Annotated in this window: 11 protein-coding genes; 9 read left to right on the forward strand and 2 right to left on the reverse strand. The window is 71.6% G+C overall.

Translation table 11 applies throughout. The features are described 5' to 3' along the window. Positions 1–336: 336 nt before the first annotated feature. Positions 337–2,238: a helix-turn-helix domain-containing protein gene (locus QR77_RS42315; protein WP_052488941.1), complete on the forward strand. Its 1,902-nt coding sequence runs from the start codon at positions 337–339 to the stop codon at positions 2,236–2,238. A 124-nt stretch (positions 2,239–2,362) separates the two neighbouring features. Here the strand turns inward: QR77_RS42315 and QR77_RS20870 are convergent, their stop codons facing one another. After that, entirely contained in the window at positions 2,363–3,502 is a 1,140-nt protein-coding gene (locus QR77_RS20870; RefSeq protein ID WP_040023554.1) for a glutathione-independent formaldehyde dehydrogenase, read from the reverse strand. A gap of 517 nt (positions 3,503–4,019) precedes the next feature. Here QR77_RS20870 and QR77_RS20875 point away from each other — a divergent pair. The 7 genes from QR77_RS20875 (at position 4,020) to QR77_RS20905 (ending at position 12,836) form a co-directional block, all read left to right on the forward strand. Further along, on the forward strand, positions 4,020–4,484 hold the full coding sequence (locus tag QR77_RS20875; protein WP_160310938.1) for a helix-turn-helix transcriptional regulator: 465 nt from the start codon (positions 4,020–4,022) through the stop codon (positions 4,482–4,484). A 92-nt stretch (positions 4,485–4,576) separates the two neighbouring features. Then, the gene (locus tag QR77_RS20880) at positions 4,577–5,044 is read left to right on the forward strand and encodes a hypothetical protein (protein ID WP_150130419.1); all 468 of its coding nucleotides are present in this window, start codon (positions 4,577–4,579) and stop codon (positions 5,042–5,044) included. Then, the gene (locus QR77_RS20885; RefSeq protein ID WP_040023555.1) at positions 5,037–6,284 is read left to right on the forward strand and encodes an MAB_1171c family putative transporter; all 1,248 of its coding nucleotides are present in this window, start codon (positions 5,037–5,039) and stop codon (positions 6,282–6,284) included. Before QR77_RS20880 ends, QR77_RS20885 begins: the two co-directional genes overlap by 8 nt. After that, complete coding sequence (locus QR77_RS20890; protein WP_052488944.1) at positions 6,281–7,027, forward strand: oxygenase MpaB family protein; 747 nt, start codon at positions 6,281–6,283, stop codon at positions 7,025–7,027. Before QR77_RS20885 ends, QR77_RS20890 begins: the two co-directional genes overlap by 4 nt. A gap of 218 nt (positions 7,028–7,245) precedes the next feature. Continuing rightward, on the forward strand, positions 7,246–10,569 hold the full coding sequence (locus QR77_RS20895) for a right-handed parallel beta-helix repeat-containing protein (RefSeq protein WP_040023557.1): 3,324 nt from the start codon (positions 7,246–7,248) through the stop codon (positions 10,567–10,569). 95 nt (positions 10,570–10,664) lie between these two features. Further along, positions 10,665–11,885 carry a S8 family serine peptidase gene (locus QR77_RS20900; protein ID WP_040023558.1) on the forward strand — a complete coding sequence of 407 codons (1,221 nt, stop codon included), beginning with the start codon at positions 10,665–10,667 and terminating at the stop codon, positions 11,883–11,885. 372 nt (positions 11,886–12,257) lie between these two features. Continuing rightward, positions 12,258–12,836 (forward strand): HD domain-containing protein, encoded by a 579-nt coding sequence (locus tag QR77_RS20905; RefSeq protein WP_040023560.1) that lies wholly within the window; start codon positions 12,258–12,260, stop codon positions 12,834–12,836. Positions 12,837–12,991: 155 nt separating this feature from the next. Here the strand turns inward: QR77_RS20905 and QR77_RS20910 are convergent, their stop codons facing one another. Continuing rightward, positions 12,992–16,909, reverse strand: a complete 3,918-nt coding sequence (locus QR77_RS20910; RefSeq protein ID WP_040023561.1) for a type VII secretion protein EccC — start codon at positions 16,907–16,909, stop codon at positions 12,992–12,994. A 206-nt stretch (positions 16,910–17,115) separates the two neighbouring features. Here QR77_RS20910 and eccD point away from each other — a divergent pair. Continuing rightward, positions 17,116–17,617: type VII secretion integral membrane protein EccD (eccD, locus tag QR77_RS20915; protein WP_040023563.1), on the forward strand; the 502-nt coding region annotated here is incomplete at its 3' end.

Genomic DNA, 17,617 nt, shown 5'->3' on the forward strand with positions numbered 1-17,617 from the left:
CGGTCGTGCGGGCGCGGAGGCCGGGGAGAGCACGGGGGGCGCCCCGGCGACCGCGACGGCGACCGCGCCCGTGGGCCGCGTTCGTGGGCCACGCCCGTTGGGCGCGCGGCGTACCGCTGGAGGGGCCCCGGGCGAAGGGCGCGGGCCCCGTGGATCAGGGCGCCCGGGCGGGTGCGCGCGACCGTCCGCCGCCCACCAACTTCTCCGCCCCCTACGCGTGGCGTCCCCAACGCCCGCCCAGGGCCGTACGGTGAATGGATGCGGTCACCCGGCAGGCCTGGCGTACCCGGCATATCGGGGTGATTCCCACAACACCGCCGACACCGGGGAAGTACCGTGCTGACTCTGAAGGACCTGGGCGCGAGCCCGGAATTGGGCCTGACCGTCCTCACGGGCGGTGACCGCGCGGTTGACCGCGCCCTCATCCTCTCCGGGGCGGAGTCGGTCGGGGCGGACATCGGCCACGCCCTCGTCGTCGCCGATCCCGCCTGTCTGACCCAACCCGACCTGCTGTTGGGGGCACTCGCCGCCGGTGGTGCCGCCGGACTCGCCCTCTCGGGGACCTCGCCCGGCCATCCCCTCCTGGGCCAACTCCACGACGTCGCCGACCGGCACGGCCTCCCGCTGCTCATCTCCAGCCGTCCGACGGCCGACTGGACGGACGACCTCGCCTCTCACGTGACGGACCTGGGCACCGAACTCGTACGGCGGGAGCACGCCCGGCTGACCCGGCTCCTCGACCAGCTCCCGGCCCCGGACACGGACGAACGCGACACCGTACGGAGGCTGACCGCCTTCCTCGCCGACGAGTTGGACGCCGAGGTGGTCGTCAGCACCGATGGCGGTGTGATCGCCGCCGCGCCCGCCGGCGCCCCGGACACGCTGGCTCCCGTCCTCGTCCACCCGGGGCGCTCCCACCAGTTGACGTCGCGGGGGCACCACGCCCAGACCATCCCGCTCAGCGGTAACGGCGACGCGACACTGGTCGTCGCCACCAAGAACCCCACCGGCACGCCCGAGCAGGGCCTCGCCGCGTACACCGCGAAAGCACTCACCCTGACCCTGGCCGGTTTCCGCGAGCGGCACAGCGAGGCGGCGGTCGGGGATGCGATACGGGAGGTGCGGCTGTCGGCGTTCCAACTGCTGATGACCGGCAACACCGTGCCCGCGCAACGGGTCATGGAGGGCGTCTCGCCCGGGCTGCTGGACAGTGACACCGCCCGGGTCTTCATCGTCGACTGCGCGGGAGCGGCCCGCGACGACGTCATGGCGGAGGCCGAACGTGCCCTGGACGACGAGGTGTTGATGGTCCGATGTCCCGCCTTCCACGGGCACATCATCGTGGTGGCCCCGCAGAGCGCCGACAAGGATCCCACGGCGGACCTGCACCGGCTCCTGGACACCTTCGCCGAGGGCCGGGTGCTGCTCGGCGGCAGCCTCGTCCACCCGCTCGACGGCGTCGCCGACGCGTACGGTGAGGCGCTCGACTCCCTTCCCCGGGCGGGCCACAGCCCCGACCGGGTGGCGATGGCCTCCCGTACGACCGGCGTCATCGACGTGCTCGACCCGGGGGCCGCCCGCGCCTGGGCGTCCGAACTGCTGCGTCCGGTACTGCGGATGCCACGCGGCGGCCGGCAGGCTCTCGAAACCACCGCCATGGCCGTGGAGTTCGAGATCTCGGCCGCCGCCCGCATCATCGGGGTGCACCGCAACACCGTGGCCCGCCGGGTCAAGCAGACCTTCGAGGCGGTCGGGCTCAACCAGGACCTCATCCTCGACCGTGTGGTCCTCTCCGTCGCGGCCCAGGCCGTCGGCCGCCATGGCGCCGACCTGGGCGGCGCCGGCAGGGACGCGGACGCCGCGCCGGTGCCCGGCCTGGACGCGCTGCTGTGTGTCCCGCCGGTTCAGGCCTGGGCGGTGAAGGCGCTGCGCCCGCTGGCCGCCGACCGCCGTGATCTGCTGCGTACCCTGCGCTCCTGGACGTACCGCGGCTGCCGGGTGGAGGACGCGGCGGCCGACCTGGGCATCGCGCCCAAGACCGTGCGCGCCCATATCCGCGCGTCGGAGCAGCTCCTCGAACGCGACCTCATCGCCGGCGTCGCCGAGCAGGACGCACCCGACGAGAGCGAACACCGCCTGGCGAGCATCCGCCCCCTCGCCTTCGCGCTCTACGCCACGACCCCGCCGGGCACGCCCCGGCCGCCCCTGGCCACCGGGCACGCCACCGATCGCGGGTAACGCTCACGCGTGACGCCCGCGAGGAACCGCGCGCCCGTGCGAGGGACGCGGAACTCACGGGCGTCGGGCAGGGCGTCGAGCAGGCGGTGCGGGACCGCGGGACCGTGCGGGACAGCAGGATCAGTCAGTGCTGCTGCGGGTGGAGCAACACCTTGGAGTAGCCCGGCTCGCGCTTGTCGAAGCGGGCGTACGCGTCGGGAGCCGACATCAGCGGCAGCTCCTGGGAGACCACGAAGCTCGGCTTCGCCCGGCCCGCGATGATCATGTCTCGCAACTGGTGGGCGTAGCGCTTGGCGTCGGCCTGGCCGGTGCCCATGCGCAGGCCCTTCTCGAAGAACTTCCCGATGTTGAAGAGCAGGTAGCCCCTCGCCGAGTCCTGGTCCGGCGCGCCGGGGTCGGTGGGTACGTACAGTCCGACCGTGCCGATCGAGCCGGTCGGGCGGACCGTCTCCACGAGCTGGTTCAGCACGAGGGCCGGCTGCTCCTGCCCCGCGGGCACGGTGGCCTGATAGCCGACGGCGTCGATGCCCCGGTCGACCCCGACGTCGCCGAGCGCGTCCTTGATCTGCTGGGCGGGGTCGTCCACGGTGAAGTCGATCGGGGTGGCGCCCATCTTCTCGACGAGGTCCAGGCGGCTCTGCACCCGGTCGACGACGAAGACCCGGGATGCGCCCTTGAGCATCGCCGAGTAGGCGGCCATCAGACCGACAGGACCCGCTCCGTAGACCGCGACCGTCTCGCCCGGCTTGACGCCCGCCAGCTCCGTGGCGTGGTAGCCGGTGGAGAAGATGTCGGCCAGCAGCGCGAAGTCCGCTTCGTGCTCCTCGCCGTCCGGCAGGGGCACACAGTTGAAGTCCGCGAACGGCACCCGCAGGTATTCGGCCTGGCCGCCGCGGTACGGGCCCATCGCCACGTATCCGTAGGCGCCTCCGGCGAATCCCGGGTTGACCGTCTCGCAGAACGCCGTCTTACCGGCCCGGCAGTTACGGCAGAAGCCACAGGCGACGTTGAACGGGATGACCACCCGCTGTCCTACGTGCAGGCTGGTGACCCCCTCGCCGATCTCCTCGATGATGCCGAGGTTCTCGTGGCCGAACACCAGGCCCGACTCGGCCGCCGTACGACCCTCGTACATGTGCAGGTCGGACCCGCATATACAGGTCGTCGTCACCCGCAACACCACGTCCTGAGGATCCTCGATGCGCGGCTTCTCCACCTCGTCGACCGAGACCTCGTACGGGCCGTGGAAAACTACTGCCTTCATGGTGTTTTCCCCTCTTCGTCCGGGCCTCCTGCTGACGGCCCACACCCCCCACACCCCGAGTCCCACACGCATCGATACCCCTTGGTTCAGGGGAGTAATCGGCTATTTGTGGCTTTTGGGAGGTTTGTTTTCGGAGGGTGACGGAAGGGCGCCAATTGGTGACCACGGGTTACGAGGGAGATGCGCAACCGCTACGGGAACCGGGCGCCGCCGTACGGGAGGCCGGCGCGGCCGGTGGACCGGCGCCGGGCGCCGTTGCCCACCCCCGTGGGGCAGCCGCGCCCAGCGCCTGCGAGAGCCGGACGCCGCTGCGGAACGACCGTGAGGTGCGTGCGCCGACGGTCCCGATCCTGTCCCTTGGGGTGAGGGGAAGTCAACTAAAGTTGATTATTTGACAGTTGAACTGCCGTGGTTCCGTAACGAATGCGCGCTATAGGGCATTTATTCACAACGATCGTGTAAATCGATGCGGAGGCGAGATCCCCGGCCGATGGCGAGAGGTTCTATGATCCGGGATATGGCCACCGATTCTCCACGCCCAGAAGCGTCGGCACCGCGACCTGACGAAGGTGGGGAGCCGGCGGATTCCCTGGACTTCGCGGCGCGCTTCCGGCGCGTGATTTCGGTGATCTACCCGAAGGATCTCGGGCGCCCGTGGCGCGACTCGGAGATCGCCGAAGGGACCGGCCTGAGCGGCACGTACATCGGCAACCTCCGCAAGGGCACCCAGAAACCCAGCCTGGAGAACGCGGTGAAGATCGCCAAGTTCTTCGGGATTCCGCTGGATTACTTCAGCGACTCCGCCACCGCGCAGGCCGTGGAACGGGACTTGAAGAAGATCGAGGCGCTGCGCGACAGTCGGGTGGAGCGCATCGCGATGCGGGCGGCCGGGCTGCCGCCCGCGATGCAGGACGCCGCGCTCACCGTCGTGGAGCAACTGCGCAAGGCCGTCGGGCTGCCGGACGGCCGATCTGAGGAGTGACCGGCGACCGGCAAACGCCGCTGGGACACTGGCGGCTGGCTGATGAGGATGACGTGCGAGATCTTGGGCGTACCCGCCGTCGGATGCGGGCCATGGTCAGAGAGCTGGACCTGCCACGCATGAGCACGGTGGAGGAGCTGTGCGCCGTGGTCGCCGACCGGGCGGGGCGCCCCGTCGTGCTCACGCCGCGCCGGATGCGGGTGGGGGAGCCCTCCGGATTCGTCGAGCGCCGCGCCGAGACCGACATCATCTACTTCGAGCAGGAGACCTCGGGCCTGCATCAGGCCCACATCATCTGCCACGAACTGGCGCACCTCCTCTGCGACCACCTGGCCGAGCCCCCGGCCGCCGAGGAGGACGCGGCCCAAGTGACGCTGGACACCATCGACCCCGACATGGTCCGGCTGGTGCTCGGCCGCTCGCACTACGACGGGGCCGCCGAGGAGGAGGCGGAGATACTGGGCGCCGAGCTGACGCGGGCGCTCGTACTGGCGCCAGGGGACGGGACCACGTCCCAACTGGCGCCCGCGCTCGAACACCGTAAGGGACAGCATGTCTGAGATATCCGACACCCCGTACAACGTCGTGTATCTCGGCATCGGTACGGCGGCCTGGATCGTCGGCGTGATGAAGATCCGGGCGTGGCGCCGAGACCCGTCCCCCGGCCTGCTCATCGTCGCGATGACGATCATCCCCTCGGCCACCGCCTTCGTGGTGGCGTCCCCGCTGCTGTACCGCCTGATCGACCGCGTCACCCACCGGGGCAACCTGGCAACTCTGCTGGTCTACCTGGGCATTACGACCTTCTCCGCCACCGCCCTGGTGCTGGCCCGGATCTGGTCCCCGACGACGGACCGCGTCAACTCGCTGGTGTGGGACGCCGCGACCGGTGACTTCTGGCGCCAAGTACGGGCCCGGATCGCGGTGTTCGCCGTACTGGTCCCCGTGATGATCGTCCTGTTCCTCACCGGCGGGGCCGACAGCCCGGAGACCCCGCTCACCTTCGACACCACCTTCGCCGCACGGCCGGGGATCGCCGTCTTCCTCGTCATCTACCAGGGGCTGTTCGGCTTCGCGCTCGTCGACATCGGCCGGGTGTGCCTCGGGCACGCCGACCGACTGCCCGCCGGGTCGCTGCGCAGGGGCATCCGGCGGGTCGCCCTCGGCGGGTTCGTGGCGTGCGGTTACGTCGTCTGCAAACTCGTCGCGATCGGCACGGCCTTCGCCGGAGTCACCGGAGTCGAGTGGCTGAGCACGGTCGTCGGCCCGGTGTTCGCCACCGCGGGCGCCGCACTCATCACCATCGGCTACGCCGGACCCGCCACCGCGGCCTGGACGCGCAGGCGCCGCGACTACCAGGCCCTGCGTCCGCTGTGGGACCTGGTGTACGGCGCCGATCGCCGGCTGGCGCTGGAGGCGCCGCCGTCGCCGTGGACCGAGCGGCTGGCGTTCCGGGACCTGGAGTGGCGTACCGCCCGGCGCGGCCTTGAGATCCGCGACGGGCAGTTGACGCTGCGCCCGTGGGTCGACCCCGCCGTGGTCGCCGCCGCCGACGAGATCGCCGCGCGTACGGGGCTGGACGACGCGGACCGGGCGGCGCTGATCGTGGCCGCCGGGCTGCGGTTCGCCGCCGGGGCGCTGAGCGAAGGGAGGCCGGCGCGTCCGCGCGAGGACCAGATCGCGCTGCCCGGCCTCGACGCCGAACCGGCCGAGGAGCGGGCCCATCTGGTGCGGGTCGCCCGCTACTTGCAGGCGCCGCCGACCGGCGAGGCGCTGAGCGCCGCCGGGGCCGGCGCGTGACGCGGCACACGTACGACCCGGGCGGCCCCTACGCGCGGCTCGTCCTGGAGACGATGCCCGAGGAGTCGCGCGTCGGGCTCACCCTCGGATTCGTCCGGACCTTCGGCATCCCGGACATCGCCCAAGTCCTGCACACCACGGGGCGGATGACCACCGACCCGCGCGGCCGGGCCAAGGGCACCGGGGTCGCCATGTTCGGGCTCATCGGGCACGGACCCGACAGCGCCGAAGGGCGGAAGATCGTCGCCACGCTGAAGCGGATCCATGAACGGCCGGGCATCACGCCCGAGTTGATGGCATACGTGCTGGCTTGTTTCACCGTGTGCCCGCTGCGCTTCATCGACGACCACGGATACCGCGCGGTCACCGACGAGGAGCGGGACGCGGCGTACGCCTTCCACCTCGGCCTCGCCGACGCCCTGGGCCTGCCCGAAGCCCCCGGCACCCAACTGGCCGACGTCGAAGCCTGGATGCGGGAGTACGAGAGCCACGCCTTCGCCCCCAGCGACGCCGGCCGCGCCCTCTGGGAGGCCGCCAGCAGGGGCCTGCTCGCCGCCAGGCTGCCCGGCCCCCTCGCCCCGCTCGCCCCGGCGCTGGGCGCCTCGCTGCTGGACGGCCCGCTGCGCGCCGCCCTGGACGTACGCCGAGCGCCGGCGCCGGTGCGCGCTCTGGTGACGTACGCGCTGCGCGCCCGCGCCCGTACCGCTCGGCGGAGGGCTCGGCCCGCGCTCCGAACCGGCTGAAGTCCCCCGAACTCCGCCGAACTCCTCGTGAAGGGGACGCCGAGGGGACGCCGGAGGGGTGCCAGGGGGACGTCGATGGGGCGCCGATGGGGCACCGTCCACGGGCATCTGCGGGTCCTGCCTGGATCGCCGTCCCTCCGCCCTGCATGATTGGGGCAGTACGTGCCAGGCACCCCGGTCTCCGGACCCTCCGGTGCCCATCCGAGGAGGATTCACGCGTGTCACGCCAGGTACTCACCGTCGGCCCTGACCGGCCGGACGGCTGCTCGACGATCGGCGAAGCCCTGGCCAGGGCGCGCAGCGGCGCGGTCATCAGCGTCCTCCCCGGTACGTACGCGGAGAACCTGATCATCAGGACACCGGTCACCATCGTCGCCGAACAGGCGCGCGGCACCGTGGAGATAGCCCCGCGGCACGGCGCCGCCGTCACGCTCAAGTCGGACGCGGTGATGCTCACCGACCTGGTGCTGCGGGGCCGCGACGAGGAACTGCCCGTCGTCGACGCGCCACGCGGACAGGTCGCGATGGACGGCTGCGAGATATCCGGAGCGGCCTGGACGGCGCTGCTCGCCCGGGGCACCGGCTCGCTCGTGCTGCGGGACTGCCGGATCAGCAACTCGGCGGGCGCGGGGGTGGTCGTCACCTCGACGGTCGACAGCTCCGTCGAGTCCTGCACGCTCGAACACCTCGGCACCAGCGGCGTGGTGATCGGCGAGGGCGGCCGGGTCACCGTACGCGGCTGCACCATCCGGGACGCGCGCGGCAACGGAATCCTCGCCAACGGCGAGGCCCAGGGCTCCGTCGAGGAGTGCGACATCTCCTCCACCGACAAGCCGGCCATCGCCCTGGAGGACCACAGCACCACCACCGTGCTGCGCACCGTCCTGCACGACACCAGCACCGGCCTGCACCTGACGAGCCAGTCCCGTACGGTCCTCGATGACGTACGTGTCACCGGCACCACCGGGCCCGGCGTGGTCGTCGGGGCCGGAAGCGATCCGCTGCTGCGCCGCTGCCGGGTCGCCCGTACGAAGAGCAACGGCCTGCTCGTCATGGACCGGGCGCGCGGCACCTTCGAGGACTGCTGGCTCGACTCGGCGGAGACGTCGGCGCTGCGCGTGTGCGGATCGGCCTCGCCGGTCTTCATCGGCCTGACGGTAAGGGACTGCGCGGAGACGGCTGTTCTGCTGGAGGAGGAGTCGGCCGCCGAGCTGGACCGGCTGGAGATCGTCGACGCCGGAGGCAACGGCGTGACCGTCCGTACCGGCGCCAACCCACTGATCCGCAGGGCCCGTATCGGCTCGCCGACCGGCCACGGGGTCGAGGTCGTCAAGGACGGCCGGGGCCGGCTGGAGGACTGCGAGATCAGCAAGCCCGGCAAGGCGGGCATCCGGGTCGCGGACGACGGCAATCTGTACGTCGGCGGTGGCAGCGTCGAGGAGCCCACGGGCAACGGCCTCTCGGTCGGCGCCGACGGCATCATGACCGTCAGGGACTGCGAGGTCAGGGTCGCGGGCGCGGTCGGCGCGCTGGTCGAGGAGGGCGGTGAACTCACCGCCACCCGCTGCCGGTTGCACAAGAGTACCGAGCAGGGCGTGCTGGTCGCCGACGGCGGCCGGGCGTCCCTCAACGCCTGTGAGGTCAGTGGGGCACTCAAGGACGGCATCCGGATCGAGTCGACGTCCCCGGTGTCCGTGGTGAACTGCACCACCCGCGACAACGGGGGCGGCGGGCTCGTCCAGGCCAAGGCCGGCGAACGCGTCGCCGTCGAGGGGCTGACCAGCAGCGGCAACGGCAAGCGCGACGCGTGGGGCATCGGCGACGCGGAGGGTACCGACCCGGCGGCGTCGGCGGGCACGGAGTCGGCCGAAGGGGCGGACGGCGACGGCTCGTTGGCCGCGCTCGACACGCTGATCGGCCTCGACAACGTCAAGGAGCAGGTCCGTACGCTCGTCAACCTCACCCAACTCGCCCAGCACCGGGCCCGGCTGGGGATGTCGGCGCCCCCGATGAGCCGCCACCTGGTCTTCGCGGGCCCGCCGGGAACGGGCAAGACCACCGTGGCGCGGCTCTACGGCGCCATCCTGGCCGGCCTCGGCGCGCTGCGCTCGGGGCACCTGGTCGAGGTGTCCAGGGCCGACCTGGTCGCCCAGATCGTCGGCGGTACGGCCATCAAGACGACCGAGGCCTTCAACCGGGCCTTGGGCGGCGTGCTGTTCGTGGACGAGGCGTACGCGCTGCTGTCGGACGGCCGCAACTCGGGCGCGGACTTCGGCCGGGAGGCCGTCGACACCCTGCTCAAGCTCATGGAGGACCACCGCGAGGACGTCGTGGTGGTGGCCGCCGGATACTCGGCCGAGATGGACACGTTCCTCGCCTCCAACCCGGGCCTGGCTTCCCGCTTCTCGCGCACGATCCAGTTCGAGAACTACACCGTGCCCGAACTCGTCGCGATCATGGAGAGCATGTGCGCCCAGCATCAGTACGCGCTGGACGACACCACCCGCAAGGCGCTGACGGTGCGGTTCGAGAAGATGCCGAAGGACGCCACGTTCGGCAACGGCCGTGAGGCGCGCCGGGTGTTCGAGGAGATGGTCGACCGGCAGGCGTCCCGGCTCTCGGGCCTCGCGCAGGTCACCGAGAGCGACCTCACACAGCTCCTGCCCGAGGACGTCGGCGTCGAGGCCGCGCTCGCCGCGTCCGGCCAGGGCGCACGCGAGGAGGACGACGCCCGTACCCGGCTGGGCGACCTGGTGGGTCTCGCCGCCGTCAAGCGCGACGTCACCGACCTCGTCAACCTGCTGTCGACGGCGCGCAGGCGCGAGGCCGCGGGGCTGCCCGTACCGCGTATCAGCCACCACATGGTGTTCACGGGACCGCCCGGTACCGGCAAGACCACCGTCGCGCGGCTCTACGGTGAACTCCTCGCCGACCTCGGTGTGTTGCCGCGCGGCCAGCTCGTCGAGGTCGCCCGCGCCGATCTGGTGGGCCGGTACGTCGGCCACACCGCGCAGCTCACCCAGGAGGTCTTCAACCGGGCCCTGGGCGGCGTGCTGTTCATCGACGAGGCGTACACACTGACGCCCGGCGGCCCGAACTCCGGGAACGACTTCGGCCGGGAGGCCGTCGACACACTGCTGAAACTCATGGAGGACCACCGCGACGAGATCGTGGTGATCGTCGCCGGCTACACCGAGGAGATGGAGCGCTTCCTCTCCTCCAACCCCGGCCTGTCGTCCAGGTTCTCGCGCCGTGTGGAGTTCGCCGACTATTCGTCCGACGAGCTGGTCACCATCGTGCGGCAGCACGCGGCGACGGCCGGGTACGACTGCGGTCCGGGCACGGGCCAGGTGCTGCGCGAGTACTTCGACTCGCTGTCGCGCGACCGTACGTTCGGCAACGCGCGGCTCGCACGCCAGGTGCTGGAGTCCATGATGACCAGGCAGGCGGGGCGGCTCAGCGCGATGGCGGCGCCGGGCTTCGAGGATCTGCGGCTGCTGCTGCCGGAGGACGTCATCAGGCGGGCGCCGGCGGCGGGTTGAGGGACGCCGGGCCCGCCTGGTCGGGGCGGGCGACGGGACCGGAGAGCCGGGACCGGGGGAGACGGGCGGGAGGGCGGGCACCTACGATGCGTGCCATGCCTGTGCCGCACCGTCCGCGTCCCCGACGGGCCCTCCCTGTCGCCCTTGCCCTGCTGCTGCCCACGGCGGGGGCGCTCGTCGCGCCCGCCGTGGCGTACGCCGACGACGGCCCCACCGTGCGGCTGCCCGTGATGCGTTCGCAGTTGACCGACGAGGCGAACTGCGTCGACAAGGCGGGGCCCGTGGCGACGACGCTGCCGTGGGAGCAGCAGAGCCTCGATCTCGCCAGGACCTGGCAGTTCGCCGACGGCGCCGGGGTGACCGTCGCCGTGGTGGACACCGGTGTGTCGACGGCGGCTCCCGCCCTGTCCGGCCGGGTCACCGCGGTGGGACTGGCGGGCACGGACTGCGTGGGGCACGGCAGTTTCGTCGCGACGCTTGTCGCGGCCGCGCCCCGCAAGGGCATCGGCTTCCAGGGCGTGGCGCCGCGCGCCCGCGTGGTCGGCGTACGCGGAACCGACAAGCGCGGCAAGGCGACGCCGGAGAGCGTCGCCGAGGGCATCCGGTCCGCAGTGGACGCCCACGCCGGTGTGATCGAGGTGTCGCCCGCGCTCTCCGCGACGTCGAAGACGCTCGACGACGCGGTGGCGTACGCGGCCCGCCACGACGCGTTGATCGTGGCCGCCGCCGTGCCGGACTCCTCACCCACCGGCTCGGCGCTGCACGCGGGCGACGAACCGCCGCCGCCACGGGACTACTGGCCGGCGGCGTCGCCCGGGGTGCTCTCCGTGCTGGACCTCGACGTGAAGGGGGAGCGCGCGAAGGACGCGTACCTCCCGCTGCGCGCGGACCTGGCGGCGCCCGGCGAGGGCGTCATCGGCAACGGCCCCACCGGCAAGGGCCACTTCATCGGCTCGGGCGCCTCACTGGCCGCCGCGTACACGGCGGGCGCCGCCGCGCTCCTGCGGTCCGCGTCCCCGGACCTCGACGCTGAGGACGTGGCCCGCAGGCTGATGTCGACCGCGTACCCGGCCGACGTACCGCGCCTGGACCCGTACGCGGCCGTCACCACGATCGGCGACACGGCGGCGCACCCGGCGGCCGCCGCCGACCACCAGGCCCCCGTGAGCCTGCCCAAGGACATCCAGGGCGCGAAAGCGACCCACCGCGCCCTGATCGCGGCCGCAGCGGGCTTCGGCCTGGTGATAGCGGTGGCCTGGGCCGCCGCGATCCTCCCCCGAGGCCGAGCCCGCCACTGGCGCCCGGCGCGCCGCTGAGGGGCGCGCGCGTCACACGCTGGGAGTGGGGAGCCGGTGGAGCGCCGCGAGGCGGGCCGTCTCCTCCTCGCGGAAAGCGGCGACTTCGTCGCATCTCCGGCTCATGACGAACTCGCCGAGCGAGACGCAGAGGGCAGGTTGGCTCGCACGGCAGCCAGGGCGAGCGCGAAATCGGAGTTCGCTGTGATCCTTCGGGCAGGAAATCAGCGCCGTTGGTGCGTAGATAGACGGACACCCGGCCCGTGGCCCGCCGTGGACCGGTGGCCCTGGCACCGCTTCTGCGCCGCCATGTCGATTTCTACGCCCACGGGAACTCGGCGCCGTACATAGAGTTCTTGACGGGAACCGTACGTGACAGACCGGAGGCACCACATGGCGGACGACACAGACCAGGCACAGGGCACAGCGGGCTTTCTGCTGGAGATGGGCATGCTCAAGCGGGCCAAGCGATCCGGCTGGTGGATCGCCGGGGTGAAGGACCCGGAGACCATCGCCGAGCACTCCTTCCGCGTCGGCCTCATCGGTTCCGTCCTCGCCATGATGGAGGGCGCCGACCCGGCGAAGACCGCTCTTCTCGGTCTGTGGCACGACACCCAGGAGACCCGCGTCGGCGACATCCCGCACGTCGGCCGCCGCTACCTCGACGCGGCTTCGAACGAGAAGGTCACGGCCGATCAGGTGTCAGCCGCACATCCGGCGGTGCGGGCCGGCGCCCAGCGCATCGTCGAGGAGTACGAGCGCGGTGATTCGCTCGAAGTCGTCTGCGCGCACGACGCCGACAAGCTCGAATGCCTCATCCAAGCCGTCGAGTACCGGGAGCAGGGTTACGCGAACGTCCAGCCCTGGATCGACAGCAGCATCGAGAAGCTGAAAACGGCCTCGGCCCTGGCGCTCGCCGAAGCGGCGCTGAACATGTCCTCGGTGGAATGGCAGCGGGTGTACCTCCGCTGAGCGCCGCGCCCGCCGCCCGCCGCGCGCCGCCCACCACCTACCGCCGCCGGCGGGGGCCCGCACGGTGTGTTCCGTGTGGGCCCCCGTCGCGTTGCTTGCGCAGTCGGTGCTTCGGTGTCGTTGCGTGTCGTTGGGTGTCGTTGGGTTTCGTACCGCTACTCCGGGACCGCCGTCTGGATCAGTGTCGCCTTGCGGCGGACGATGTGCTGCGCGCGGCCCGGGGGGAGGTTGCGGGGCTTTATGTTGCCGAAGACGTAGCCCTCCGAGGGCGGGCACGACATCAGCAGGCCCGGGGTGTTGACCTCGTCCATGCGGCGCAGCAACTGGTCGCCGAGGCCTCGGCCCGCGCCCGTCGCCGAGCGGGCCACCACCAGGTGCAGGCCCACCTCGTGGCCCAGGGCCAGGAAGTCGAAGAGCGGGGCGAACGGGTGGTCGAAGGCGTTGCTGCCGCCGACCATGTCGTAGTCGTCGACGAGGATGAACAGCCGGGGCCCCGTCCACCAGTCCGCCTGCCGCATCCGGGCCGGGGTGATGTCGGGTCCTGGCATCCGTGTCTTCAGGGCCCGTTGTGAGCCGCCTACCATCTCCCGCAGCGCGTCCAGCGACACCGCGTGCCCGAGCCGGTACTCCTCGGGCACCGTCTCGACCAGTTCGCGCCGGAAGTCCACCAGCAGGATGCGGGCCTCTGCGGGGGTGTACGTGGACGTGACGGCGGACGCCACCAGGCGCAGCAGGTTCGTCTTGCCGCTCTCGGTGTCACCGACCGCGATCAGGTGCGGGGTGCGGCCGAAGTCGTGCCATACGGTCGCCAGCTTCTCCTCGTCCAGTCCGAGCGCGATCCGCAGCGCGTCGCCCGACTCAGGGGCCGGGAGTTCGGACACGGGCAGCCGGTGCGGCAGCATCCGTACCTTCGGCGCGGGCTCTCCCTGCCAGCCGTCGGAGATCCGGTCCACCAGCTCCTGCACACCGGCGGTCAGGTCGTCGGTGCTGTCCTTGCCGTCGATACGCGGCAGCGCCGCCAGGAAGTGCAGCTTGCCCTCAACCGTCAGACCACGGCCGGGGCTGCGCGGTACGGTCGCCGCCTTGCGGATGTCGATCACCGAGTCCATGGTGTCGCCGAGCCGCAACTCCAGCCGGGTGGCGATCTGGTCGCGGATCTGGGCCGACAACTCCATCCAGCGGGACGACGTGACGATCAGGTGGATGCCGTAGTTCAGGCCCCGCGTCGCCAGTTGGTTGAAGGTCGGGACGATGGTGTCGAAGTCCTGCCGCACGGTCCCGTAGCCGTCGACCACCAGGAAGACGTCGCCGTGCTGCTCGTCGGCGAACTCGCCGGCGGCGCGCCGCCTGCGGTAGGTGGCCATGGAGTCGATGTTGTGGTCCAGGAAGTACTGCTCCCGGTGGTTGAGTACCGCGGTGACCTCGGCCACCGTACGGCTGATGCGCTCGCTGTCCAGCCGGGCCGCGACGCCGCCGACATGCGGCAGGCCGGCCAGTGCCGAGAGCGAGCCGCCGCCGAAGTCCAGGCAGTAGAACTGCACTTCGCGCGGGGTGTGGGTGAGAGCGAGGGAAGCGATCAGCGCGCGCAGTGTCGTCGACTTGCCGCTCTGCGAACCGCCGACGATGCCGACGTGCCCGCCGCCGGCCGACAGGTCCACCACCAGCGGGTCGCGCCGCTGGTCGAAGGGCTTGTCCACCAGGCCGACCGGTACCCGCAGCCGACCGGTGCCGGGCCACTTGGGCGCGGTCAGCCCGCGCTCCTGGTCGGTGCTGAGGCCCGGCAGCAACTCGTCGAGCGTGGACGGCAGATCGAGCGGCGGCAGCCAGACCTCGTGGGCCGGCGGCCCGGAGTCCCGCAGCCGCTCCAGCGCCACCGACATCAGCGACTCGGGCTCCTCCTCGGCGACCTCGGCCACCGGCTCGGGTACGGCGGGTTGCACCGGCGCGCGCGGCACCACGTACGCGGACGTCCACGGCACCACCTGGCTCGCGACCCGGGCCTGCGCCACCGCGCCCCGGCGGCGGCGGTAGTCACCGGAGACGTACGCGGCGCGGAACCTGGTCAGCGCCTCCACACCGCTCTTGAGGAAGCCGGCGCCCGGCTGGGACGGCAACTGGTAGGCGTCCGGGACCCCGAGCACACCGCGGCTCTCCATCGCGGAGAACGTGCGGAGCCCGACGCGGTACGAGAGGTGGCTCTCCAACTGGTGCATGCGGCCCTCGTCCAGCCGCTGCGACGCGAGCAGCAGATGCACACCGAGTGAACGTCCGAGCCGTCCGATCATCACGAACAGATCCATGAATTCACGGTGGGCGGCGAGGAGTTCACTGAACTCGTCGACGACGACGAACAGGCTGGGAAGCGGCGCGAGCGGGGTGCCGGAGGCGCGTGCCTTCTCGTAGTCCAGCGCCGACGTGTAGTTGCCCGCCGAACGCAGCAGCTCCTGGCGGCGGATCAGCTCGCCGTGCAGGGCGTCCTGCATGCGCTCGACCAGCGCCACCTCGTCCGAGAGGTTGGTGATCACGGCCGAGGTGTGCGGGAGTTCGTCGAGGCCGAGGAAGGTCGCGCCGCCCTTGAAGTCCACCAGGATGAAGTTGAGTGTTTCGGAGGAGTTCGTCAGCGCGAGACCCAGCACGAGCGTGCGCAGCAGCTCGCTCTTGCCGGAGCCGGTCGCACCGATCAGCATGCCGTGCGGGCCCATGCCGCCCTGAGCGGACTCCTTGATGTCCAGCTCGACGGCCGCGCCGTCGGCGCCGACAGCGATCGGCACCCGCAGCCGGGCGGCGCCGGTCGCGCGCTGCCACAGCGTCTTCGGGTCGTGCCGGTAGAGGTCGCCGATGCCGAGCAGCGTGGTCAGTTCCACATCGGTGGAGAGCGGTTCGGCGGAGTCCGTCGACAGGCTCATCCGGTACGGCGCGACCATCCTGGCCAGCGCCTGGGCGCTCGCCGGGCCCATCGCGTCCGGCGTGCCGAGCAGCGTCGTCTGCTCCTTGCGCGTGCGGTCGGTGCGTACGAGCCGTACGGCGTCCCGCTGCACGTCGAGCCGCAGTGTGACCCGGCCCGGCCGCCAGCGCATCGAGCCCGACAGGTCGATCACCACGGTGTTACGGAAACCGGGGCCGTCGAGGCGGTGTCCCACCGGGACACTCACCCCGTCCAGCACGATCACCGTGAACGGCTCGTCGCGGCCCGGCAGCGCCTCCGGGTCGAAGACCGGCCGCTCGCCGAACTCCGCGCCCAGCAGGTCCTCCAGGTCGTTGAAGGCCGAGGCCACCATCCGGGCCGGGCCGGCGCCGTCCTGCTCCTGCGGGTGCAGGTTGTGCGGCAGCCACTTGACCCACTCCCACTCACCGCGGTGCTCGTCGGCGGCGCAGACCGCGATCCACAGCTCCTCCGGCGGGTGGAACACGGCGAGCTGGCTCAGTACGGCCCGCACCAGGTCGCGCGTCGCGGGCTCGTCACCACGCGTCAACACACGGGCCCAGGACCGCAGATACAGCGCCACGGGCTGGTCGGGAACGGTGCTGTACGCGCGGATGAACCGCCGCAGCGCGTGCGCGGCCAGCGGGTCGAGGTCCTCGACCGGCTTCGTCGACAGCGGCGACAGGCGTACGGCGAGCTGCTGGTCACCGACCGCGATCCGCGCCTCGGCGAAGTCCCCGTCCTTGGTCCGGCGCTCCCACAGCCGTGTGGTGTGCACCATGGAACGCAGCACGGAGGGCTCCGGGTGGCGCCACGCCAGCGCCAACTGCTGCTCGATCACGGTGCGGTGCGCCTTGCGCCGTACCTGTGACAGGTACCGCAGATAGTCCCGGCGTTCACCGCGCAGCCGCTGCTTGCGGTCGTTGCTGCGGCGCATGAACTGGCCCACGATCATGGCGGCAGACGCCATCAGCATCATACCGATCGCCAGGTACGTGAAAATGCTGCTCGACCCGCCGGGGCGCAGGAAGATCAGCATCATCGACACCGACATCATCGCCATCGGCAGATATGTCCAGACCGCCGAGTTGTCCGGCACGGTCTCCGGCAGTGTCGGTGGTTCCTGGAGGCTCAACTCTCCCTGGGGCATGTCCGGACCGCGGCGGCGCGCGGGGCGACGGAACAGGACAACACTCAACGAACCGGCTCCTTCGAACGGTGCCCTGCCGGACACCTGGGCCCACCGGCCCGACGAGGTCATGACACCAGGCCCGTTCTCAACGGCCCCGGCGCGTCTGTAGTCTGCATCCGATCGAGGGACAGATCCACTATCCGATCGACAGTCCGGACCTTCACATGACTGACAGCTCGGTGGCCAGCCTGTGCCGCCTCACGGTACGTGCTCCGGCCAAGACACTGGACCTGGCGGTGCCCGCCGACGTTCCTGTCGCGGACCTCCTCCCGACAGTGCTGCGTTACTCCGTCGACGATCTGGAGGAGAACGGCCTCGACCACGGCGGCTGGGTGCTCCAGCGTCTCGGCGGGCTCCCGCTCGACGACGAAGGCACCCTGGAGACACTGGACTTGAAGGACGGCGACGTCCTGTACCTGCGGCCGTACAACGACGCGCTGCCCGAAGTACGCCTGGACGACCTGGTGGCCGGCATCGCCGACGTCACCCGGGACAGGCTGCACGGCTGGACCCCGGCGACCAGCCGCGTCCTGCTGCGCGCCTTCCTGGTCGCCGCCGTACTGACCGGACTCGGCGCGCTCGCCTGGCCCGGCGGGCCCCTCCTGCCGCGTACGGTCACGGCCGTCGTCGCCGGGCTCCTCCTGCTGGCGGGCGGCGGCTCGGCGA

The sequence above is a fragment of the Streptomyces sp. 150FB genome (assembly GCF_000818195.1).
In the GTDB taxonomy this organism is placed as follows: Bacteria; Actinomycetota; Actinomycetes; order Streptomycetales; family Streptomycetaceae; genus Streptomyces.